This window comes from Carnobacterium sp. AT7 (assembly GCF_000171855.1).
Classification (GTDB): Bacteria; Bacillota; Bacilli; order Lactobacillales; family Carnobacteriaceae; genus Carnobacterium_B; species Carnobacterium_B jeotgali.
Genome location: NZ_ABHH01000007.1, coordinates 40739 through 63341 on the forward strand (window position 1 = coordinate 40739; position 22603 = coordinate 63341).

Consider the following 22603-nt stretch of genomic DNA (forward strand, 5'->3'; position numbering starts at 1 on the left):
AATACTTAGATGAAATAGACAGCGTCCTTTTAACTCGCAGTTTGGTTCATTTATCCAATAAATTTTTTATCAATTTTTCCTCTTCTTCAATATATTTATCAATTAATAACCATATTTCCCATGTAGCTTTTTCTGTGGTATCTAAATATTGTTTTAGTTGTTCTTCTCCTGGATCTTCTAAAAAGTTAGAAAGAAATGTAGCTAATATACTGCATTCATCTTTCAAACTATTTTGGTGTTTATTATCACGATTTAAGTTTATCCAAACATTAATTTTGTGATTATGGGCATCGCTAATAGCATTTCTCATTTCTTCTCTTGTAAAAGTTGCTGTTACTGCTTTCCTATCAATATTTAGAAGTGAACTCACGTGATTAAAAAGTTCGCGTTGCATTTTCCTTTTTTCTTCTACAGTTACAGATATACGTCTATCAATTTTTATTTGATCTTTCATATTCATAGAATCATAAATCAATTTTCCTAGTGTAACTCCCGAGATACCTAAAGTTCCTAATTGTATCCAATCCATTATTTTCCCCCTAATAACTTTATTATTAAAGGTATTATAGCAAATTAGCGGTTAACAAAAAGTTTGGTTCTAAAAAAACTACTCATTAAATTGAGTAGCTTTTCCGTATATTCTCTTCAAATAAACTTTAATAAACACCTTCATTATTTCTCCACATTACATTAATCCAAGTATCTTTAAAATGAAACGACCCATACTCCTCTAAATTAGCGTAAATTCTTTCACCTGAAAACTGATCGTTTACACCAAGTACTGTATAAAAATTGCTATCATCTAAAAAAACAGAATCTGATTTTCTTAATTCAGATGGTAACACTCTTACTAAAATATAATTATCATTATGTTTGTTTGAAATTTTAATTATTACTCTATTACCACAACGGGGGCATTTCCAATTTTCGATTTCATCTCTATCTAAAGAGCAATTACAATTTCTACATGAATAAGTTTCTTTTTCGAATTCTTTATGTGTTATAAATTCTTCCATCAATGCACCTCTTTTTAATAAATATACCAATAATTATTTAAAAAACAAATTATAAATTACTTTACTCATGTACCCTCAGCTTCCTAACCAACCTTCGTGTACATTAAAAGAGCAACCATTTCTGGCTACTCTTTCGTTTAAATTCTTTTATTACTATTACTCTTCATAAAAAGTCTATCTAATTTAAGTCATTTTTAAGTGAAGTCTCTAAAATACTCCTAACGAATGTACACTTTTGTGTTCTCTCTCTTAGAAAACCTGCAAAGGCTAAAATTACACTGGAGACAATACCTATCATTATTAAAGGTGATAGGGCCATTCCTAGTAACATATCTCCTTTAATTTCAGTATCATTGAGAAGAGAATAAATACTATTTGAGAAAGTTGCAACTAATGCTAAAAGTAGAGTGACATAATAACCTAGATTACTGGTAACATCATAAACTTTTTCTAATGACTTCATTCTCGCGATGCCATAATTTAATATTTCGTCATCAACTCCGCTTAAAATCTTTAATTTTAGTTTTACTTGTTCTGTTTTATTAATTTTCTGATGTTTCAAGTGTTTTTTAAAATAATTTAAAACAAACCCACTATTTTTAGTAACCAAAAAGTATTCAATAGTTTTTTTATCAAAATTTTTATTTTTAAATTTTGATTTTTTATCATATAGCTCGACGTTACCTCCTATTCTTATAGCGACAACGTTTGCTGTCTGTTTGTTATCATATTTCATAGCTTGTCTTTTTGAATCAATCTTATTATCTAAAATAAAAGTTATTTTAGATTCGTCTTCTTCTAAAAAGTACCCATTTCCAACTTTTATTAACCATTTCTTCATTTTCTTCTTCCTGCAAATTATTTTTATATTTTTATAAATTTCCAATCTATGTTCCTCCTAATTATACATTATCTAATATCGGAGGATTTATGAAAAAGTTTAGTTATTCCTATTCTATAGCTTCTAATTCTGCACCCATTTCATCTTCAACTTCATAAACTAAAGCAGTAAATTCAGCAACGTCACGTCTTACTTGCGCTTTGTTTGCATCATATAACTCTGCATTTTGCGTAAATTGATTAATATTACCCACTCCTGTTTCACTAGGGATGTTCGCATTTAGAGTCACCACCACTTGATCATTGATTGTTGATTGCCCATTTAAAGTGATTTGTTTAGTTGTTTTTAACATATTAGTTTTCCTTCTTTCTATTTTGTTATTTCATTAGTTATTCTTTAGTGAGATAATCTCCTTAGAGGAGGTGTTTTTTTGTTAACATATATATATTATTTGTATTATGTTGTCTCTATTTTGTTAGTTTTATTTTTTGTTATAACATGTTTTAAAAAAATGCGTTATTTAAGAGATGGATTGGTAAAAATACTTAAAAAATACAGAATTATTAGTATTTTAGCATTTTCTATCTTTATGATTTTACCCACATACGATTTAATTCAACCATTTTACGTTTTTAATAATCAAAATCCTATGATTAATGAATTTTTAAATTTAGATATAAAAGGTTTCTTAAGCGGTGTATACACTTTGACTACATTTGTCTTAATGTTTTGGTTTGCTGTTTCTTTAGCGATGATGCGTCTGGGTTTTAAATTCCATGTAATAGTTTCTACAGGATCTTTGTTCTTAATATTTGGTTTTGTTTTAAGTGTTATTATTTCTATGCTTTTTACTTTTAGTAACGAACAATTTAATATAGCGACAACAATTGTTTCGTTTGTTGCTCTATTTAGTTTTCTTTTTTCTAAAAAGTTTGTTGGTAATATTTTGTCTACTATTCTTGAATATATCCCAAAGAATTTTGAGGAACAAATCGAAGAAAAAGAAAATCACAATAATGATAAATAGTTTAAAAGCTATGTTTATCACCCTGTTTCTGCAGTCCTTGATACTTACCTTCACGACTAATCCAATAGCTGTGAGGGTAAGTATTATCTTTCCTCCTCTTTTTTTTCTTCATTTGCTTCAAATGATTCTTCTAACAATTCCATTAGCGTTTCAAAATCTTCATCTCGCAAACTCTCTTTTCCAGTAAATTCATCTTTTTCAAGAGCATCAAAAAAGGACTTGATTTTGGATTCATGTTCCACCAAATCAATTCCTATTAATTCTTCGTTCAATTCTTTCGTTTGGTCATTTGCTTTCTTTTTAGCTTCTTGATCATCTTTATATTTGTCTAACCATACAAGATTGCCATTGTTTTCAGCAAATGTCCCATCTTCATTTTTCTTGAAGAAATCAGAACGAATATCGTTTAAATCTTCTGAGTATTCTTCATTTTTCTTCTTCAATACTTTTTGTAGCTTACCTTTTCCACGTCTTGGTTTTCTGCCCTGAACAATAATATTTTCCAAAGCTTGATAAACGGGTACAACTTCACTATTTTTTAATTTGATTGTTTTCATAAATTTAAGCAGCTCCCTTTAATGTTTTGATTTCTTTTTCTAACTCTATTATTTTGTTTTTCATTTGCTGAACTTCACCATCTATTTGAAGTGCTTTGTTCATAGCGTTATCTGCTATGGAATTAGCAGTTGTTGCCAAAGAATCGATTGCGATTACTTTTTGATCCAATTCTTGTACGCCTTTAACTAAATGAGCCGTTATATGACTGTCGTAAACGCCCTTTCCATCTGGTGTTGACACTCCAAAGCTATCTTCTGAAATAAATCCTTTTTCTAGTTCCACAATGCCTTGATTCAGCTTATCAATTTTATTATATGAAACAGGTTTTAAACGATTAAGAAGACTAAGTCCCTCAGCTAATGGAATTATATTTGTCTTTGTAGCTCTTGACGATTGTTTAACAAAATCACTTGCTACCATGTTGTATCGAACACCAGAAGCGTTACCTGAAACAACTGATCCAACTCCTTGTGGTGTAAGGTAGATATTTCGTGCTCCGTCTCTTGGTGTAGAAATGGAGTCCCCAGCAATTCTTAAAGAAACACCAGTTGAATGTCTAGTTTCGTATGCACCGGATAAAACAACTCCAGAATTAGGACCTTCTCCATATTTTGCAACATTAAATGATCCGGTTGAACCGTGGTACGCTGTCATGATTTGACCTTCAGCTTCTAAACGCATATCAATTCCATTAGTCTCTTGACTCACAAATTGGATATATTGATATGAACCACTACCACCACCGATTAAATGGAGGGCAGTATTCTTAGATGTTCCAGTATTGCTCGCATACGGCAGTAACCTTAATCCTTCACTTTGATACCTTAGGTAACGACCTTGCGCTCCATTTTGGAAACTAATTTGACCTTGATCTAAAATCATGATGTCTCCACTTGAAGGATTGGAAACACTAATAATTCCGGTATTAAGATTCCAAGATGAGTTCGCACCGGCTATTGTACCCGTTGATATTCTATTTGCGTTAAGGTTAATAATATTAACTAATGACGCGTTTAATGTTCCGGCGGTGATTCTATCTGCTGCTATATCTATTGCTTTTACTGAATTAATAAAAGCTGTTTTAGCGGTCAATACATTCACGTTCGCATCGGTAGCAAACAACTTAGTGATAATCGCTGTATCTGATTTGATATAAGTTGATGTTATAAGATCAGCCGTTAGGAATTTCGTTCTTAAAGTAGCGATGTCGGCATAAATTGCAGTTAAAGCTTTAGCTTCCACCTGACTTATAACAGCCGTCTTAGAAAAGAATCTATCTACATCTATTGTTCTGGCTGTTAATTTATCTATCAAAGCATAATCTACTAACAAATTCGCTGCTGTGATTACATTAGCAGTCAATACATTAGCTTTAAGAGTGGCAATATCAGCATAAACCGCTGTTAAAGTTAAAGCATCTAACCTTGTAACAAAAGCCGTTGTCATTGTAACGTCGCCATCTAATTGTATTCTTTTACCTTGTAGCAAAAGACCTTCAGTACTGATATTGATTTGACTAATTAACTTGCCAGCTTCCGCAACTTTGTCCCATGCAAGCCAGCTACCGCCTGTTCCCGAACTCACACGCTGATAGGTTCCGTCAGTTGATTCCGCAATTTGTACTGGATAACCTCCAGAAGAACCCGACCACGGAACTTTAGTAGTTAGTTGTACATACGTTGAATTACCGGGAACATCAACTACTGTTCTTGTTTTAAACTCTCTAACTTCTTGGTTAGGATAATTTTCGATATAAAACAAAGGAATGTCATTTCTACTTCTCGTATCTTTGATTTTTTTATCTGCAAGGATAGCAGCCGTTACATCGCCTTGAACAACTCTTAAATTGATTTGTTCTCCTAAATTACTAATTTGACCAGTATGACCATTAGCTAGTGCCGTTGTTTGGGTCCATTGATTAGCTAGTTGAGTAACTTCCGTTTTATCTGCTTTGTTACCTACAGTGGTTTTTAGACCTTTAACTGTTGCATCAATTGTAGTAAATTGTTCAAGCGTTGCCATATCTTCAGGGGCGGGACTAAAATCTGTTGCCGTATTCCCTTTTTCAAATTTCCACGTTCTTAAATCAGATCCATTCCCATGATCGCCTGACCACCTAACAAACTTTGCATTTGATGGTGTAGTTATTGTTTTTGATTTGTTTTGATTACCAGACCACAAAACACCACTTATATAATTTTTGTTTGCATCATAATAAACAACTCTTATTTGCCATAAACTTTTAGCTGAAACGGTATATTGTTGAGAACTTTCTACAGCTATAAAATCTGTTGCGGTATGAGATGCAGCAGCTCCTGTAGATCCTATGTTGTCTAATAAATATCTTCCAAACTCCAACGTCCCACTAACGATTAAATTTCTTCCGCCAATTTCAAGATTACTTAAATCTGTACTCACTTTTGTCAATGCCAAATTCCATTGTGAAGAGGTAGCTGTTAGTTGCGCTTGGTTTACATAACCTTTGCCAGTTATCAGATTATCAACTTGTGCCGAAGTAAGCCTTGCAGTAATGGCTTGTGCATTGGCGGATATTTTTAACTCATGCTGATCTATTACTCCACTAATGGCATTTACTTGTGTTCTCTCAGCTTTAAAACCAACTGTCTGAGTTAGAGCATCATAACTAGTTGTAAGATTGTTTACATTATCTGTGGCCGTCTGTGCCTTCGTTAATGCATCAATAGCGGTTACTTTAGTTGCATCTACATCTATTCTCATAAATCCAGCGTCTGTTATTGCTTTATTCGCTTTTGTAACAGCATCATTCGCTTTAAGAACGGTGCTAGCAACGTCTGCTTTAACTAAGTTCAATTGAGTGTTGAATTCAGCACTTTTATTGTCCGTATAGGTTTTTCCAGCCGTGATAGCATTGTTGTAGCCTGCCATTACTTCGTTGCGTATAGCGCCTGTTTCTGCTTCAAATTTCGTGTCAAATGCGATGACTTGAGCATCTGTATATGCCTTAGCCGTTTGTTTGGCAGCTTCAAAATCTTGTTCTGCTTTTGTACGGTCTTTGTCAGCTTGATCGAGCACTTCTTCTACTTCTTTTTTAGTCGCAAAAAAGTCAACCTTCACCCAGAATCCATCTTGATAAACTCTAAATTCCACATCATTTGGTCTGTCAAATTCATAGTAGTACCATTGGTCTCCATTTATTGGGTTAGGAACTGGATCAGGCCCATATGCATTTCTATTTTTCCCATTAGCTGACATAGCAATATAAGTTACGCTATTCTTCATTTGATTAAGCTGCTTGTTAGTATTATCAATAATATTGCTTGTTACTGTGTTTAAAAAAGAATCTTTCCAATCTCCTAAAGTAACGCTGTAGTAAGTGTTTTTAATAGGATCATAATCATAACCAACACATCGAATAATTTCATCGACATCATGCACCAAATATTTTAATACAAGATCATCACCATAATTAATTTCAGTACCGTCAATAATATTGGTTGAAACTGTTATAGAGCGGCTTGGTTTATCAACGTTTTCAGTACTATATTTTAATTTTGTCCAAGCAATTAATTCAGCTTCAGTTCTGCATTCGTTATTAACATAGGACTTTTCATATATTTGTGCATATTCATTAATCAACGGACTATCAACGGTAACAGATAAAGCAACTTCATCCTCTTTACCTTCAGGAGTGAACTTACTCGTTGCGTGAATTCTGGTAATCATTCCACTTACAGAAGAAGCATCTTCAAACTCACTAATGTTTTTTTTCTCATACAGTAACGCATCAGTTTTAGCACCTAAACGTTTAATCATTCGAATATCAAAACCGTTTAACATTAGTTCGCTGTCCCAGCGATTAGTAATTCGATTGAGAACCTCTAAAGCGTTATGGCTTGGAGTGTCATCGTCTTCATTATTTGTAGCGAAGTCGTGCGTTTCAGTAACAGATGAATCCATCGTGAATTGTCCTAATGTTGATTTAAAAGAACCTTTGAATCGACTTATCACTTGAGAACCGTTTGAATTCTTTAGTGAGAATGGATTAACTTCTTTGTTGTCAAAGTCATACATTAATTGAACTGCAGTTACTTCAACGACAGTACTTTTATTTTTGATATCATAAATTCTGAATTGATTTATTCCATCCGGAGTATCAGCACTGACAATCATTTCTTTTTTTATTTTTTTATATCCTTCTTCTTTGTCTAAAAGAAGATTAAAAGTTAAATAAAATCCATCATCTCTAATGACATGTTCGTCATATGAATGATGGATTGGATCACCGTTGTTAGTAAAATCAATTGTGTTTTTTGGATATAGATATAACAATTACAACCACCCCCAACGTTCAGTGATTTGGATGCTTGTTATTCCGGTTCCTTTTGTTACAACATTTGTTCCTGGTTCAATTTCAAAGAATGGACCTCTCACTTTGCTATTGATTGCATTTCCGCTTTTATCAAATACATTTTGCAATCCATGTTTGCATTCAATCGTTACTTTAGTATCCATTCCACTTGGAAAAGTCATACGTTGACTACCAATTTGTAAAAAAGTACTAGTTGCTACATTTCCAGTGATGACTACTTTTGGATACATAGGAGCAGTTGTATGGTTTGTTATTGAGCTTCCTAAAGTACTTACTTTTTCGGCTTCATATTCAAATGGTTCGCAAGTGAAAGTTACTGTAACAGTGTAGCCGTTAAATTCGTCCAATGGTTCAGAACTAAAAACGGCATTTACAAATACATAACGAATTTCAGGGTCATCAAAAGGCGTAAACCATCCACTGTATCCAATAAAAGCTTTTAACTTTCTAACATCAGCTTTTGTAGCATCATGTATATAAAACTGATACGTTTTAGATACGGAAGACCATGCTTCGATTGTTTGAACTGCAACACTATTTACCATATCCAAATCATGATATTTATTTTTTTTTTCGGCTCTCGTAGGAGCGCTATTTTCTTCTACCCCACAAAAAAACGGAAGGTCACCAGTGGACCGTCCGTTTACAATTAATTCATTATACTCCGGCATAGGTGCCTCCCCTTCCTTTATTAAATAAGTTTTTCAAACGTGTATCTAGCGTAATTTTATCTACTACTGCTGAAGATATTCTATCGATATCTTGTTCTTCACGAACCACCGGATCATTGATTTCAATTTTTATACTAACTTCAGGCTGAGAACCAACATTTTTGATAGATTTTTCATCATAACCGATACCTTTTTCATATTTCGGTATCAGTCGCTTAGTCAATGCAGCTTTCAGTACTTTAGTACCTCTGGGAGCATTTGGTATCAATATGTTTCTTCCTTCTGGCACAAAGGATCTACCGTTAGGAAATGTAACCAACTCTTTAAACAAAGAACCTTTTTGGTCATTGACGATCATTGAACCACCCGGATGATAATTAGTACCTTTAGCATATCCGGCACCAGCTGGACTACCTATCGTTTTAAATTGGGTTGTGATGTTTACGGTTTTACCTTGTACACTTCTTATTGCTCTTATTGCACTATCTGCTGTTGCCCATGCATTTGTTTTAGCTAAAATATCTACTTGTTTAAGGCCTGGTACTTTATTTAAAGCTCCAATTGATTGTTGAGATACTCCAGGTACATTTGATGTTGCTTTTATTTTTTTGAGAGTATCTGGGAGATTTCTCCAATCATTATAGGATTTTTGAGAAGAAAAGACTTTTGTCATTAAGTCTGCATTATTTGCCAAAAGTCTTTTTTCATTATCTGGCATCGAAACCCAGTTATTATAATTTGTTTTTGATTGTAGTACGGTACTCATTAAGTCAGAGTTTTCACCTAAGAAAACTTTTTCTTCATCTGATAATAATTTAAAGTTGTTATAAGCATCTTCAGATTGAAAGATAGTTGTTAATAAGTCATAATTTTCTCCCATGATTTCTTTTACATCATCTGGAATACTTCTCCAATAGTTCATTTTTTCTTCTGAATCCATAATTGATTGAATGAAACCTTGGTTATCTGCATCCACCTTTTTTATTTCAGGTTCAAATTCTTCCCATAGATTTAAATAGGCTAATGTCTCTGTCATTTTTTCTGGTGTGTTAGAATACATAATCGCAGTTTTTTCTTCTATCGACATTTCGTTCCATTTACCAGACTGTTCTAAAGCTTTATAAGTTGTTTGAGAAAACTCGTCTTCTAGAATAACAGCTTTATCATCCCAAGCCATACCATCCCACCAGCCATTGACAATAGCTGATTCTCCAATGATAGATTTAGCATTTGAACTTAGATCAGCGTTATGGAGTTGAAATCTCATCTCATTCCAAGAAGTAACATCTTCTCCAGCTTTAATAACTTCTTCTCGTACATTTGTTTTTACTTCACCAGTTTTTGGATCTAAAATAATATTATTCCAAGTTTTAGCCCCTGCTTCACTTTCGTCAGCAACCCAAGAAAGTTTTTTAGCATTCTCTTCAGCATTTCCTGCTAATTGTTTTGATAAAGAGCCTGCACGTTGAATAATCTTTTCGTTCTCTTTAATTTGTTGCTCACCAAGTTCCCCCATAGAATCAATGGTTTGTCCGTTTGTTAAAGATATCTCTTTAGCAATTTCAGGGTATTTAGCAGCAATTGTTGCTAGTTGTTGATCAATTCCATTAGTAGTAGCCTCATTAGCTTTATCCCAAATTTTTTCTTGTTCTTCAATAGCTTTTGGACTATAACCAAGTTCTTTTAGAGAGCTTAAATATGTTTCTTTTTGTTCATTGTAATGGGTTTTCATATCTTGACGTTGCTCTGCTAAACTTTTAGCCCAAGAAGTTGCTTGTTCCTTAGTGGATTTTTCGACATCGCCATTCATAGCATTCAAAATATTATTTCTTTCTTCCTGAGAAACCTGCAGTGTATTAACATATGCTTCAGCTGATTCTCTGTTTAAATCTAAAATGATTTGATTTTCTGAAATTGTAGCACTTCTATTTTCTTTGGCGGCCCTAGAATTAATCTCTTGGATACGTTTATTATTGTCTGAAACAATTTTCAAAGACTCTTCAGCTTTCTTTTTGTCTTCAGATAATAATTCCGTTAATGTTGTACGAACTGTTTCGGGAAGGTTAGCCATCAATTCGTCTAATTTAGTAATGCGTTCATTCAAACTAGATTCAATAGTTTGACCTAATTCTACAAAATCACTAGACATTTGATTTTTATTTGTGCTCATTCCTGAAGTCATATTTTCAAATTGACCCGATGTTTTTTGAGTCAATTCTTGCATTTTGCTTAAATGACCATCAACTGTTTCTCCTACATCAGTACCCCACTGCTTAGTTCGTTCGGACGCATTCCAAGCATCTTCACCCCAGACTTTCCAAGCGGTCCACCCAAGTAAAGCAGCACCAGCAATTCCAAGAACAAGTGGAAGCCCTCCAATCGTGCCAATTAAACCCGCAACATTAGTAGAAGCACCAGTTGCTCCACCGGCTACAGCAGTAAACGAAGTAGCCATATCGCTAGCCAGTTTAGGAGTTGTCAGTTTTCCGTAAATTCTAATTAGCTCACTTGCACCTTTGCTTGCAACACCAAAACCACTTGTAATATTCCCTAGCATTGATAATACTGGACCACCTGCCATTGCAAGAGCAGCCCATTTAATAATATTTCGTTGCGTTTCATCATCTAATTCACTGAAACTTCCTACTAGTTCAGTAATATCTTCAGCTAAATCTCTGATAACTGGGGCTAATAATTGAGTAATTTCGATACCTGCAGTTTCTAAAGCGCCCATCATTTCATCAATAGCACCGGCCGCGTTGTCTTGCATAACTTTAGCCATTTCATCAGCAGCACCAGCAGAGTTTTCAAGACTAGTAGACAATTCGTTTACTTTATCTGGTCCAGCTTCAACTAATGTCATCATTCCGGACATCGCTTCTTGACCAAAAATAGTTGCCAATGTAGAAGCTTTCTGTTCGCTAGTCATTCCAACTAGTCCATCTTGTAGCTCTGTAATGATTCCAGACATAGGAAGGATATTTCCTTGCGCGTCAAACATCTTTATGCCTAATTCTGCCATCGAATCAGAAGCTGCTTTAGTAGGTTTGGCTAATCTTGTAAATGCACCACGCAATGTTGTTCCGGCCTGGCTACCTTTGATCCCAGCATCACTCATTATTCCGATTGCTGCAGCAGTATCTTCAATACTCATTCCTAAAGTATTGGCCATAGGTGCTGCATATTTCATTGCTTCAGCCATGTCTGCCACTTCTGCATTTGTGTCTGCAGCAGCTCTTGCAAAGACGTCTGCTACATGACCTGTGTCGCTTGCTTCTAAATTAAATGCTCGAACGGCTGTTGCTGCAGCTTCAGAGGCTAGAGCGACGTCTCCTCCCGATACAGCAGCTAAATCCAGAACTCCTGGCATAGCTGCAAGTATTTCAGTGGTTGCAAAACCGGCCGAAGCCATGTTTTCCATTCCAGCTGCTACTTCACTTGCACTGAAAGCCGTCGAAGCTCCTAATTCTTTTGCTTGATCAGTTAGTTGTTTTAATTCATCAGCAGTAGCTCCAGCGATTGCTCCAACACGACTCATTTGTTTCTCAAAAGCAATTCCGACAGTTAATGCTGCAGCAGTTAAACCAGCAAGAGGAAGTGTAATTCCTGTTGTTAATTTACCACCGATGCTTTGCATTTGGCCGCCTACGTTGGTCATTGTGTTTCCGAACTTCTGATAATTTTCAGCAGTTTCAGCTAATCTTCCACCAGCATTACGATATTCCTCATGTAATTTTTGAGCTTCATTGCGAAGTTTTTGAGTGGCTAGTTCTGCTTTGCTTAGATTTAACGGCATATCAGCAAGTTCTTTTTTATTACTGCTATATATTTTTTCTAAATCTTTAACTTCTACCCCAAGCGCCTTTGTTTCTTCCTTAGATGCTTGATAAGCTGCTTTAGCTTTTTGAGTCTCTTCATGATTACTACCTAAAGACTTTCGCATTTGATCATAATTATTCTTCAGACGTTCAGTTTCTTTTGATGAATCACGAAAAGCTTCATTTGTATTTTTAATACTGGTACTTAATTTATTTTGAACACCAGGCAGTTCTTTTTGACGTCTCACAAGCGTTTGGACTTTGCCGGAAGCTGATTCAATTTGTTTCCCATAGCTGTCCATTTGCGTACTATAAATTTGCTGACGACTAGCTTGCGTTCCCAACTGAGCTACTGCTAACTTAGATTGCTCTGCCATTAGACGTTGTTCTCGGTTAATTTCTGCCAACCCTGCTTTATAAGCTGCTTGACCTTCTAACGTTAAACTAATTCCTGCTTTTCTTAATGCCAAATATTTTCACCTCCTTGCATACGAAAAAAGAGAATTCTATAAAAAGAATTCTCTCGGGTTTGATACTTTTGTTTTTTCTTCTTTCTTCTCTCCTAGACCATGAAACTCCATGTGTCTATTCAATAAATCAACGATAGTAGAATGATCATGATCATACATAAATTCAGTGGAAGTCATGTGGAAAAACTCTTTAGATAAAAAGTAGAGGAAGTCCCAATCGGGCTCCTCTACTTCCCCTCTTCGTCTTCCTCTTCGTCTTCATTATTATTTTCATCAGGCATCATAGCAGTTTGATATGCAACAATGAAATTCATAATATCAACAGCATCTGTATTTTCTAACACTTCTTTTTCAGTAGTATCTAGACCATTTGCCTTCAGTACACAAACAATAAATCGTGCTCCAAAAAGGACCTCTTCTTTGCCGTAACCGACAGCCCACTCTTTTTGAGTGAGCTTGTATTTTGATTTCAGTAATAACCAGACAGCATTGTTGATTTTGTAATCTTTTGTTTCTCCTGTAATAGCCGATTCGAACGTTCTAAGGCTTTTAACAAAAACGGACATCTTTCATTCTCCTATCTATTATCCTGCGGGGATAGTATCTTTTTCATTTAAAGCTAATGACGTATCGTCATACCAGCCGTTGATCAATAACAAATCACGATCGTATTTTGTCTTATTTTCTGGATCAGCTAAGTCAAGTTTGTGGTAAACAAATTCTTTTTCTAAATCTCCTTTATAATCTGGAGCAACTGACTTAATAACAAATTGCGGAATTTGTTCAGTGGTGTCTTCTTTTTTCGTTTCTCCACTAATATCCAGTGGACTAAGCGTGCATTTAGGGAAATTAAGAATCAGTTCCTCCCCATTTTCATCACTAAATGGAACAGCTAAACGGAATGGTTTTCTATTTGGAGTTGTCGGCATAGACCAACCACCACCAACTTTAACCATACCTTGTGCTTCTTCTGCAAACCCACGAGGGAAATAACCGGCTGCTACTGTAATAGTTGCCAAACGAACATTGGACAAATCACTATGCATCTTGTTTGATAACCACACTTGTTTTTCATTTAATTCTAAAGACATGCTCAAATTATCTAAAGATGGAGTTTCAAATACCTCTTCGTCATAAAGTGGTGGAGTAGAAGGTGTTTCTTCAGTTGTAATCATTTGCAAGTAGAGACTACCTGCTCCGTTCAGTAAAGCTTGCTTTGTATAAGTTGACGTTTTTGCCATTTAAATCTACACTCCTTTTTCTAATGTGTTTTGTATTGTGTTATAAAATTCTGGTTCTAATTGATCAAAAGCTGGTCGCATGTGTGGTTTAGGACCTACATACGTTGCTTTAGCAGAACCGTAGATACGAGATCGATTGTTATTATTTCTTCTAACTCGTATCTTCCCTCTGCGATTATCCAATGCATGGAAACCCAACTCATGAAAGTACAAGTGAAAATTTGGGCGCTGACTCCACCCGACAAGGACTTCATTTATTTTATCTTCTACTTCAATACCCGAAACCCCAGCTCCGGATTTTGCCAAGCCTTTTGACTTTGCAATTGAACGTGCCTGATCACGCATTTTAATAGCATACTTTTTAACTTCTGGTTGAACTTGATTTGCGTTTTCCTCAAACTGCCTAAAATCTTGTACAATACCATCAAATCCAAAAGAGTTCATTAAATCACCTCAATCAAATAATCGAAATAGCCGAGTTCGGAATCCGAATCAATATCGGATATTTCCATCCAGTCTGTAGTAAGCAATCCTGCCTCTTCTAGAGCGTTTTCGATTGCTAATAAGTTAACATCCGTTTCAACGTCTAAAGCTTGCTGTGCGTAATACATGAGTTGGTAGCGTACATGTTTATCGTGTTTTTTATTGCTCAATCTTGTTGATCGGCTGGATACAAAGGAGTAAACAATTTTTGGTAAAGTATCAGAAGTGGATTGATTATAACTAATTTCAATACCTAGACTTTTAACAGTATCAAATATCAATTTCTTTTTACTCATCAATCCACCTCCACCAAACTGATTTCTATTTCATCATTTTTGTAATTGTAAAAAGAACGAAAAATCTCAAATTCTTTATCTCCGATAAAAGCACGCCACCGAGAATCAATTTCTTGATTACCAGTAACGCCTATTTTTTTAGTTAACTCACGATCAATACTTTTAGCATCAATAACTTCTTGACTAGTTATCCCAAGTGTTCTCCACCAAAATTTAAGTTTAGTTTCAAAGGTGTATTTACCTGGTAATGGAGTTCCATATTCATCTTTTTCTGGCACTTTTGATTTGAATTCGACTATTCCATCGTTATAGACTATTTCTACTAATTCATTATCCTTCAGAAATCGCATCATCAGATGGCACCTCCATCAAAGAAAAACCAAAACTTTGAATTTGTGACTCAAAGTTTTTATAAAAATACTCACTTGCTCCGGCTCTCATATAGCGTACATAATCGAAAATAAGCTGCTTTCCTTCATCGTTATCTAAACCAAACGACCCACACCATCTTTTTAAAGTGGAATGAGCCGTTTTAGATAGGGCTATTAAATTTTTGTCGTCATCATCTGTAACGACATGTAAATAAGCTTTCATTTCTTTTAGAACAAGAGTTTCCATTTAATCCACCCCTATTATTTATCTTCTGGATCTTCTTTATCAAGACGAGTCATGACCTTTTCAATGTCCTTGTGTTCCTTTTTGATATTAGCCTCGAGTTCTTCAGCACGTTTGACTGTCATTTCGAACTCTTCATTTTTTTCAAATTCTTTATTTTCCTTGATACCTCTGAATTTGATATCTGCTTTGAATTTAGCCATTGTCATTTCCTCCTATTATCTTTTTATTATCCTGCTGGAACTACTGGTGTTTCAGTTGTTACGCCTTCAACTGGAATGGCGATATCATAAACTTTAGCAGCATCATTATTTGCTGGTTGTCCGTTACCTAAAAGATCAACTGCATAAAGAGTTGCACGTTTTACAGCGAATGTTTCTTTGTAAACATATACTTTTTCAGCACGAGATTGAGTTGCATCGTATTGACCGTCAACAAAGGCAATCAATTTATTTGCTGGGACTTCTAAAGATTCCACGATATTATCTTGCGAAATAAACGGAAGGTTGCTTACAAAAGCACCGTTTGCGTTTTGAGTAGTCACACGAGCTAGAATGTCATAGTAATTTACTGGATTTACAATTAAATGAACTTTTCCAGCTACTTTACGATATTTCTTTTTACCAACGTCATCCTTACCAATTTTTTGAGTAAATTCTGAAGCTGTTTTTAATACTAACGCCAATTCTTTGACCATGGTTGGTGCATCTGCAAAAGTTAATGTACCTGCAGAAGTTTTATCTGGATAAACCCCGCCAACTACAGAACCATCTAAATCTTTTAACAAACCAATAGGAGATTCATTTCCATCACCAGAAACGATTGCTGCTTCCCAAGCTTCGGCAATTGCTTCTTGAAGACATAAACGAACAAAACGGTCTACCCAACGTGGTCCAAGATCTAATGTATCATTTGAGATTAGGAAATAAGCTGTCAAAGCAAGTTGAGTAAATTCAGTTGCTCCAAACTCTGCATCCAATTGTCCTTCTAAATCTTTGTGGAGACTTCCCCAAACTGCAACCCCTTTACGACGAGCGCGGATAACTTTTGTTTTAGCAGTTGATGGAGAAAAAGTGATCATTTTTAATAATGGACGGTCTTCCTGAATGTCGTCAAATACACGTTCTAGAATTGTTTCTGGCCAAACCTCATCCTCTTGGAATCCACCCGCTTTTGTTACTTCGTTATAAAATTGGTTTTCTTCAGCAGTCAGAACGTGAATGCCGCGTGCTTGTAAAATGTTATTGTCGTTTACGTTTTTCAGTTCTTCGTATTCATCACGAACTTGCTTTCCAGCGTCTTCAGCGATAGCAGTCATATAAGCTTCCATTGCAGCATTTACTTGTTCAGGTGTTGCATCCTCTTTTGTAGAAACGTTGTTAAACGCTAAACGAGCATCCGCAGTTTTATCAGTAATTTTTAATGGCATATTATTGTTCCCCTTTTCTCAACTTATTTAAAAGTGATTTCTGTTTTGGTTTTTCATTTTTTAGTTCGTTTAGTTTTTCAATACTATGTTTTTTGCTAGTAGCTTGTGCGCTAAACTGTTCCATAGCTTGCGCTACTGATTGATTAATCATTGCAGCGATATCAATTTGATCGGTAATATCTTTTTTATTTTCTTTTACTTTATTAGCAAAACCATACTTAACAGCTTCTTCAGCAGTGAACCATTTTTCCTCTTCCATCCAGTCATTCAATTGTTCGTTTGATTGACCTGTTTTTTCTGTATAGATTGCAATAATGGATTCGTCAATAGTTTCTAAAGCATTCAAGGTTTTCTTTAAATCTGCTTTATTTCCCCAAGCAAAAGAGCTTGCTTCGTGAATCATGAATGATGTTCCTGTGTTCATGATGGCTTCATCTGCACCAGCTACAATAAATGTTGCTGCACTCGCTGCGGTTCCTGTCACTTCAACTGTGATGTGGCTTGAATGATTTTTTAAATAGTTGTAAATTTCAATACCTTGAAACACATCGCCGCCAGTTGAATTTAAATAAATGACGATATCATCTGTGACACCATCTAATGAATCACTAACTAGTTTTGCATCAATTGATTTATCATCATCCCAGTACCGTTGCCGAATAGTTCCGCTTAAAGTGAGTATGTGTTTCCCGTCTTTCAATTCATTTTTAAATTCAAACGGGACATTTTTAATTTTCGGCATTTTCTTTCTCACCCCCTCTCATATCTAAAGCTTCCATGTTTTTGGTTAAATAATGTTGCATCATTTCTGGAAGCCCGGTTCGTTCTTTTCCTAGCATTTCCAGCACGTCATCTGGAGTGAATACTGCACTTCCGACTAATTTTTCAATATCTTTCGCCATCTCGAACTCGTTGTTATACGTTAACGGTGTGACGTTAGCAACTAAGTCCGCTTCATAATCACGTCCAAAATATTTTTTATTAATTTCAGTTGTGATAATTTCAAATAGAGGACGAATCGCATATTTTACTGCATTCTTTTCATGTTGCTCGACATCTGCTAGATCTCCGGTAAATAAAAGAGGCGACAACTGCAATGCATTTGCCACCTTCGCTATATAAATATTTTCCATTTTCTGTAGTTCATCAACTGAACGGCCTAGATAATTGTCTGTTTTTTCTTCTAATTCGTATGAATCATTTCTGGTCGAAACGACAACAGAATTATTTTTTAACGCTTCAGACAAACTGCTTAGATAAGCTTTAAATTTCTTCTCTTCTTCACCCTTTTTTGTAGGATCCGAAAACCCTTTAAATTTGGCATAAACCCTTAGCTGTCCTTGTCTCATTTGAACAGATAGTAATTGGCTGAATAAATTCACGTATGAGTTATCCAACTCTTTTAATAATTTTCTCAATTTAGAGTTATGGTATTTGAAGTGGTAAACCTCGCTAGAGATAAATGGTTTGTTTAAGCCCAAACCATCAATAAAAATATTGCTGTACGTTTTTTCAGCTAGTACCTTGTCATCGACGGAAAATCCATCAGCTACGTACCATTTGTCGTTTAATTGGACCACTAATACTTCGCCGTCCAGAATCATTGTTCGTAACAATTTAGTTCGGAAATCTTTCGCATTCTCATTTACATTTGGAGCTGTATTCAAAATATAAGACAGTTCTTTATCTTTCGTTCTAAAATCAACAAGAGATGCACTTGCTGTGATTCTTCCTAAAACTGTATCTAAAGCAGATTGTTTTAAATGAACTTTTTCATAATCATCAACCAGTATTTCCCAATCGCTCGTGGAATAACCCGGCAGAAGATTCATTAAATAATTAAATACACCAATCATAATCACCACCTTTCAAATTTTACAAATGACTATCTACCCTGATAGTTAGGAGCTGTTGGATCACTTCCTTTCTTATCAGAAACTTCTATTGGTTTAACTTCATCTGGAGGTTTCTTTTGCACGTCATAACCAATCTGGCACAAATTAAGCAGAAACTGTTTTAAAATATCATCCACTTTAAACACTCCCTTTTTAGAAAATCCAAGTATCATCAATATCAAAAGTTGATGATCCAACATCTATGAGTTCATCTGATTGCCAAACGGCCAACATGAAGGCCATAAAGCCATCTATCTTTCTTCTAACCCTTTCTTTTTTGTTAAAAGTTAAATTTTCAAATTTATCTCGGTCAACCCAAACGTTATTTGTATACCAGTTCATCAAAGGATTTTCTCCCCAAGAAATTGAATGACGACTGAACATAGATTGAATTCTTAAACCGATACCTGCTGCTATTGCTTTCGATTTATAAACAACAATGACATTAAAGCCAACAGCTTCCAGAGCTTTTTGAACAATATCTTTTCGATAGTTATCAATTACAATCGTGTCAAAGTCATAACTTTCTCGCATTTTTAAATACCATTCCACAATCAATTGAACATCAATATCTACATCGTCAACGATAGTCAATAGTGGTCCTCGTTTAGTTGCAAAATCAGGATTGGACCATTCTTCTATTGGTGCTTCTAACGTGTAGTTATCTAAGAATTTCTGACAGACCCACGAGTGTGTCTTCCAATAGTATTGATCGTTGTCTCTAAAAATTAAGCCTGCAGCAACAAAGTCTTTATTGCTGGCAAAATCTAAACTTCCAATTGCTTTATGTCCTTTTAAATCAGGTAATGCTTTGTTTGCAGATTTAATATCATTCCGACTAGCAACATCATTTTGAGAATCAATATCACTGAAGTTCATGCGTTTAACGATGAACTTTATTTTGTCCCCGCCGTAGGCCAAATCTTTGTATGCAGACATCACTTCATCATTCAGAATCTCAGCATACTCACTCATAGGTTGGTGGAACATTGGATTTGCTTTTTCCCACAATTCAGGATTATCAATTTCTTTGATATCATCCAACTTACAAATGAATGGGAAGAAACTTAAATCATCTGTTTTGCCGGTTAAAATATCCATTGATCTGCGCATCAAATCATCATAAACGCCATCTCGTATAAATCCGGTAGTTCCTATGTAAAAGGTCCTACTATATGGACGTTTACCAAAACCAGAAGTAAATACTTCTATGATGTCATTCGTTTTATATTCATGTATTTCATCAAAAAAGATGCAACCCAAACGGGCTCCATCTTTTGTTTTGGCGTTGCTTGTATAGTATTTAAACCAATTACGATTTAATCGAGAAGTAATTTTTGTAAATGTATGTCTAAAGAATTTTTGCAATGGTTTATTATCATCGACCGCGTTAAATACTTCTTCAACAGACGTTGTAGCTTGCTCTTCTGAAGTGGCCACAATTCCAACGTTATAGCCATTAACATTGTGTCTTGGACTAATAAAGTAAGCACTCAATCCAGAAGCTAATCCATTCTTACCTGCACCACGAGCCAGTGTCCAGAAGTGCTTATTAAAGACTACTTTCTTTTTGCCTTTATAAAAGAGAAAGACAAATGCAATCAAGAACTTTTGAAATGGTTCCAACTTGAAGAACCATTTTTCAATAAACGCTATGCAATCATCAATCATATCATCGTTAAACCACATGTCATCTCGAGGATAAATTGTTTTTTCAATCCATTCAATCAGTAGTATACGTTCTTCGTTTAACTTTATTTTTCCATCTCGATATAACTTGATGTAGTCATCCACATGTTTTTGTTGGATCATCTACACCAGCTCCCCATCGTTTAGTTCGTCATCACGAGGTGCGGGGTTATCTGGCATGATGTAATGAAAAGACTTCTCAATATTCAACAATTGAGTATTGATTGCTGTCATTTTTTCAATCGCAGGATGTGTCTTGGTAAACTTTTGTGTCGCGTTTTCAGTTACAACTATTACACCGTCTTTATTAGCTTCAGTTCTTAGTTTCCGCGACATAGAAGTCAACGTACAATAGCGGTTCACCTTATCTACTTCGACTAAATCAGATGTATCAATATTAGCCATTAGATATTCTCTTAGTCTTTTTATTGAGACCTCAGCCACATAACCCCCCCCTCTCTGTTGATTTTATTTTGTAGTTTTTTCCGGAGAGGCCTGGCAACCCGCTGAAGAAGAAAATAAAAATTTCTAAAACTTTTGACGGGGGTATCTCTCCAAAAAAATAATTAATTAACTTTATTTACCACCATTCATCATTGAACTTAGCCAATGTTAATCCATGAATGATGTTGTGGTTCGTATGACTAACCGTGATCAGGTTGCTGTCATCCATCGCTAACTCAGGATAGTACTCCAGTGGTTTGATATGATGCACGATCAACTTATCCTTATCAACTCCGCCCAATGACTTAGTCACTTGACATTCATTGTTGTCTCGCCTCAATATTTCTTTGCGTTTGTTGCGCCATGTTTGGTTCTGATAGAACGCATCTCTTGCTGCTTTACTTTCGTAAATGGTGTTAGTTGTCTTCAGCTTTGCTTGTTGAGTAAGTTCGTCTAATAACATTGCATGTAAACACTCCTATAGCATTCATATATTTATAAAATTAAAGATAGCAAATCATTTTCAAGTATGAGATTATAAAAATAAAAAGGTGGTTATTTTATGTCATATGATGATCTTATTAAAAGTATTCTCTCAGAAATTGACAACGATGGATTTATACCAGAAACAAGTTTTCCTGAGTTAAAAAGGGATAAGCTAGTTAATGCACTAAGAGACTGTGAACAATTAGGTTATCTCTCACACTCTAGTCGTTCAGCTCAACCCTTAATTATTACTTACTATGATGGTTTCGATCTACATCCTACAACTTATGTTACTAGAGCTGGTAAACAATTCATTGAAGGTAAAGAAAATTCATCGACTCCAACTCATCAATATAATATCCAGTCTGTTTCTGGTGCAAACTTTGGCGAAAATGGTTCGGTAACAATTAATTATGGAGCGTCTCTCTCTGATATCCAAACCTTCATAGAATCAACTGTTGATATTGATGACAAGTCAGAAGCTAATGAACTGGTTAACACTCTTGAAAAAGAACCTATTACTCCTGGACTACTTAAAAGGTTCGACAATCTACTTGTTAAATATCCTGGTCTAGCAAAAGCTTCCGGACAAGTCCTTTTATCAATTGCAACTGGACAGTTAATTAAATAAATTCATATGTGCAAACAAAAAGAGCAGCCGTATAATCTCGGTTGCTCTTTCGTCGATTTCTTATGCTATTAATATAAACTGTTTAATGCTAGTTTTAAAGACTATCAGGACCTGTCTTTAATCATACCTTTTGCGTTAGCGTTACTTCTTATTTTTCTTGACTACTAGCTTCAAGGATCTCACGTGATGTTCGGCTATTCTATCTTTGGTGCGATACTTCTTCATCGCTTCTTCATAATCACCAATGAAGTCTAATCGCCTTTTCAATTCAGCATGCTTAACTTTTATATGACCGTATGAGTAGTTGAGTTCTTCAGCAATTACTTCCAAAGATTTTCCATCCACATATTTCTTTTTAAGTATCTGACTTTCAATCCCTTTAAAAGTATTAATCAATACAACTAATGTTTCTTGCATTTCTATCTTCTCATCGAGTAAGTCTTCTAACTTATCAATACTAATTTCTACTTGAGAACCTTTTGAATCTCTCTCGAGGAAAACCTTTGACAAGTCTCCATCTTCCCACCTACTAAGTTCTAACTTAGTCTTTCTTATATTCCATCTCAAGTAGGCTATCTCTTCGTCTAACTCTTGATAATCTTTCAGCCACTGGAATTTTATGATGATCACCTACCTCTACTT

Annotated in this window: 26 protein-coding genes; 2 read left to right on the top strand and 24 right to left on the bottom strand. The window is 35.1% G+C overall.

Features of this window, described 5'->3' with window-relative positions; all coding sequences use genetic code 11:
• Window positions 1-46: 46 nt before the first annotated feature.
• The 4 genes from CAT7_RS04175 to CAT7_RS04190 all read right to left on the bottom strand — a co-directional run bounded on the left by CAT7_RS04175 (window position 47) and on the right by CAT7_RS04190 (window position 2209).
• Window positions 47-529, bottom strand: coding sequence for a hypothetical protein (locus tag CAT7_RS04175; RefSeq protein WP_007722299.1), 483 nt, complete (start codon window positions 527-529; stop codon window positions 47-49).
• A gap of 127 nt (window positions 530-656) precedes the next feature.
• Window positions 657-1016: a hypothetical protein gene (locus CAT7_RS04180; protein ID WP_007722301.1), complete on the bottom strand. Its 360-nt coding sequence runs from the start codon at window positions 1014-1016 to the stop codon at window positions 657-659.
• 178 nt (window positions 1017-1194) lie between these two features.
• Window positions 1195-1902, bottom strand: coding sequence for a hypothetical protein (locus CAT7_RS04185; RefSeq protein WP_007722303.1), 708 nt, complete (start codon window positions 1900-1902; stop codon window positions 1195-1197).
• Between the two features lie 64 nt (window positions 1903-1966).
• On the bottom strand, window positions 1967-2209 hold the full coding sequence (locus tag CAT7_RS04190; RefSeq protein WP_007722305.1) for a hypothetical protein: 243 nt from the start codon (window positions 2207-2209) through the stop codon (window positions 1967-1969).
• A 78-nt stretch (window positions 2210-2287) separates the two neighbouring features.
• Between CAT7_RS04190 and CAT7_RS04195 the strand changes: the two genes are divergently transcribed.
• Window positions 2288-2884, top strand: a complete 597-nt coding sequence (locus CAT7_RS04195) for a hypothetical protein (RefSeq protein WP_007722308.1) — start codon at window positions 2288-2290, stop codon at window positions 2882-2884.
• A gap of 83 nt (window positions 2885-2967) precedes the next feature.
• Here the strand turns inward: CAT7_RS04195 and CAT7_RS04200 are convergent, their stop codons facing one another.
• The 19 genes from CAT7_RS04200 to CAT7_RS04280 form a co-directional block, all read right to left on the bottom strand.
• On the bottom strand, window positions 2968-3441 hold the full coding sequence (locus CAT7_RS04200; RefSeq protein ID WP_007722309.1) for a DUF1617 family protein: 474 nt from the start codon (window positions 3439-3441) through the stop codon (window positions 2968-2970).
• A gap of 4 nt (window positions 3442-3445) precedes the next feature.
• Window positions 3446-7753, bottom strand: coding sequence for a hypothetical protein (locus tag CAT7_RS04205; RefSeq protein WP_007722310.1), 4308 nt, complete (start codon window positions 7751-7753; stop codon window positions 3446-3448).
• The gene (locus tag CAT7_RS11985) at window positions 7754-8464 is read right to left on the bottom strand and encodes a prophage LambdaSa04, tail protein, putative (protein ID WP_007722312.1); all 711 of its coding nucleotides are present in this window, start codon (window positions 8462-8464) and stop codon (window positions 7754-7756) included. It lies immediately after the preceding gene.
• The gene (locus tag CAT7_RS11990; RefSeq protein WP_007722315.1) at window positions 8451-12752 is read right to left on the bottom strand and encodes a phage tail tape measure protein; all 4302 of its coding nucleotides are present in this window, start codon (window positions 12750-12752) and stop codon (window positions 8451-8453) included. Before CAT7_RS11990 ends, CAT7_RS11985 begins: the two co-directional genes overlap by 14 nt.
• A gap of 36 nt (window positions 12753-12788) precedes the next feature.
• Window positions 12789-12929, bottom strand: a complete 141-nt coding sequence (locus CAT7_RS12275) for a hypothetical protein (protein ID WP_007722318.1) — start codon at window positions 12927-12929, stop codon at window positions 12789-12791.
• A gap of 50 nt (window positions 12930-12979) precedes the next feature.
• Window positions 12980-13318: a hypothetical protein gene (locus CAT7_RS04220; protein ID WP_007722322.1), complete on the bottom strand. Its 339-nt coding sequence runs from the start codon at window positions 13316-13318 to the stop codon at window positions 12980-12982.
• A gap of 18 nt (window positions 13319-13336) precedes the next feature.
• A complete protein-coding gene (locus CAT7_RS04225; protein ID WP_007722325.1) occupies window positions 13337-13993 on the bottom strand; it encodes a hypothetical protein in 657 nt (218 codons plus the stop codon).
• Between the two features lie 6 nt (window positions 13994-13999).
• Window positions 14000-14437, bottom strand: a complete 438-nt coding sequence (locus CAT7_RS04230) for a hypothetical protein (protein WP_007722326.1) — start codon at window positions 14435-14437, stop codon at window positions 14000-14002.
• Window positions 14437-14772, bottom strand: a complete 336-nt coding sequence (locus tag CAT7_RS04235) for a hypothetical protein (RefSeq protein WP_007722327.1) — start codon at window positions 14770-14772, stop codon at window positions 14437-14439. Before CAT7_RS04235 ends, CAT7_RS04230 begins: the two co-directional genes overlap by 1 nt.
• Complete coding sequence (locus CAT7_RS04240) at window positions 14772-15125, bottom strand: phage head closure protein (RefSeq protein ID WP_007722328.1); 354 nt, start codon at window positions 15123-15125, stop codon at window positions 14772-14774. The genes CAT7_RS04235 and CAT7_RS04240 overlap by 1 nt, the downstream gene beginning before the upstream one ends.
• On the bottom strand, window positions 15103-15390 hold the full coding sequence (locus CAT7_RS04245; RefSeq protein ID WP_007722329.1) for a head-tail connector protein: 288 nt from the start codon (window positions 15388-15390) through the stop codon (window positions 15103-15105). Before CAT7_RS04245 ends, CAT7_RS04240 begins: the two co-directional genes overlap by 23 nt.
• A 14-nt stretch (window positions 15391-15404) precedes the next feature.
• Window positions 15405-15590: a hypothetical protein gene (locus CAT7_RS04250; protein WP_007722330.1), complete on the bottom strand. Its 186-nt coding sequence runs from the start codon at window positions 15588-15590 to the stop codon at window positions 15405-15407.
• Between the two features lie 26 nt (window positions 15591-15616).
• A complete protein-coding gene (locus CAT7_RS04255; protein ID WP_007722331.1) occupies window positions 15617-16816 on the bottom strand; it encodes a phage major capsid protein in 1200 nt (399 codons plus the stop codon).
• Window position 16817: 1 nt separating this feature from the next.
• A complete protein-coding gene (locus CAT7_RS04260) occupies window positions 16818-17558 on the bottom strand; it encodes a head maturation protease, ClpP-related (RefSeq protein ID WP_007722332.1) in 741 nt (246 codons plus the stop codon).
• Entirely contained in the window at window positions 17545-18672 is a 1128-nt protein-coding gene (locus CAT7_RS04265; protein WP_007722333.1) for a phage portal protein, read from the bottom strand. Before CAT7_RS04265 ends, CAT7_RS04260 begins: the two co-directional genes overlap by 14 nt.
• A 29-nt stretch (window positions 18673-18701) precedes the next feature.
• Entirely contained in the window at window positions 18702-18848 is a 147-nt protein-coding gene (locus CAT7_RS12280; protein WP_007722334.1) for a hypothetical protein, read from the bottom strand.
• Between the two features lie 16 nt (window positions 18849-18864).
• The gene (locus tag CAT7_RS04270; protein ID WP_007722335.1) at window positions 18865-20523 is read right to left on the bottom strand and encodes a terminase TerL endonuclease subunit; all 1659 of its coding nucleotides are present in this window, start codon (window positions 20521-20523) and stop codon (window positions 18865-18867) included.
• The gene (locus tag CAT7_RS04275; RefSeq protein ID WP_007722336.1) at window positions 20524-20844 is read right to left on the bottom strand and encodes a P27 family phage terminase small subunit; all 321 of its coding nucleotides are present in this window, start codon (window positions 20842-20844) and stop codon (window positions 20524-20526) included.
• Between the two features lie 136 nt (window positions 20845-20980).
• Window positions 20981-21307 carry an HNH endonuclease gene (locus CAT7_RS04280; RefSeq protein ID WP_007722337.1) on the bottom strand — a complete coding sequence of 109 codons (327 nt, stop codon included), beginning with the start codon at window positions 21305-21307 and terminating at the stop codon, window positions 20981-20983.
• Window positions 21308-21406: 99 nt separating this feature from the next.
• On the opposite strand from CAT7_RS04280, the gene CAT7_RS04285 reads away from it, so the two are divergent.
• Window positions 21407-21961, top strand: coding sequence for a hypothetical protein (locus CAT7_RS04285; protein ID WP_007722338.1), 555 nt, complete (start codon window positions 21407-21409; stop codon window positions 21959-21961).
• Window positions 21962-22102: 141 nt separating this feature from the next.
• Here CAT7_RS04285 and CAT7_RS04290 read toward each other — a convergent pair whose 3' ends face one another.
• Complete coding sequence (locus CAT7_RS04290; protein WP_007722339.1) at window positions 22103-22591, bottom strand: hypothetical protein; 489 nt, start codon at window positions 22589-22591, stop codon at window positions 22103-22105.
• Window positions 22592-22603 lie beyond the last annotated feature (12 nt).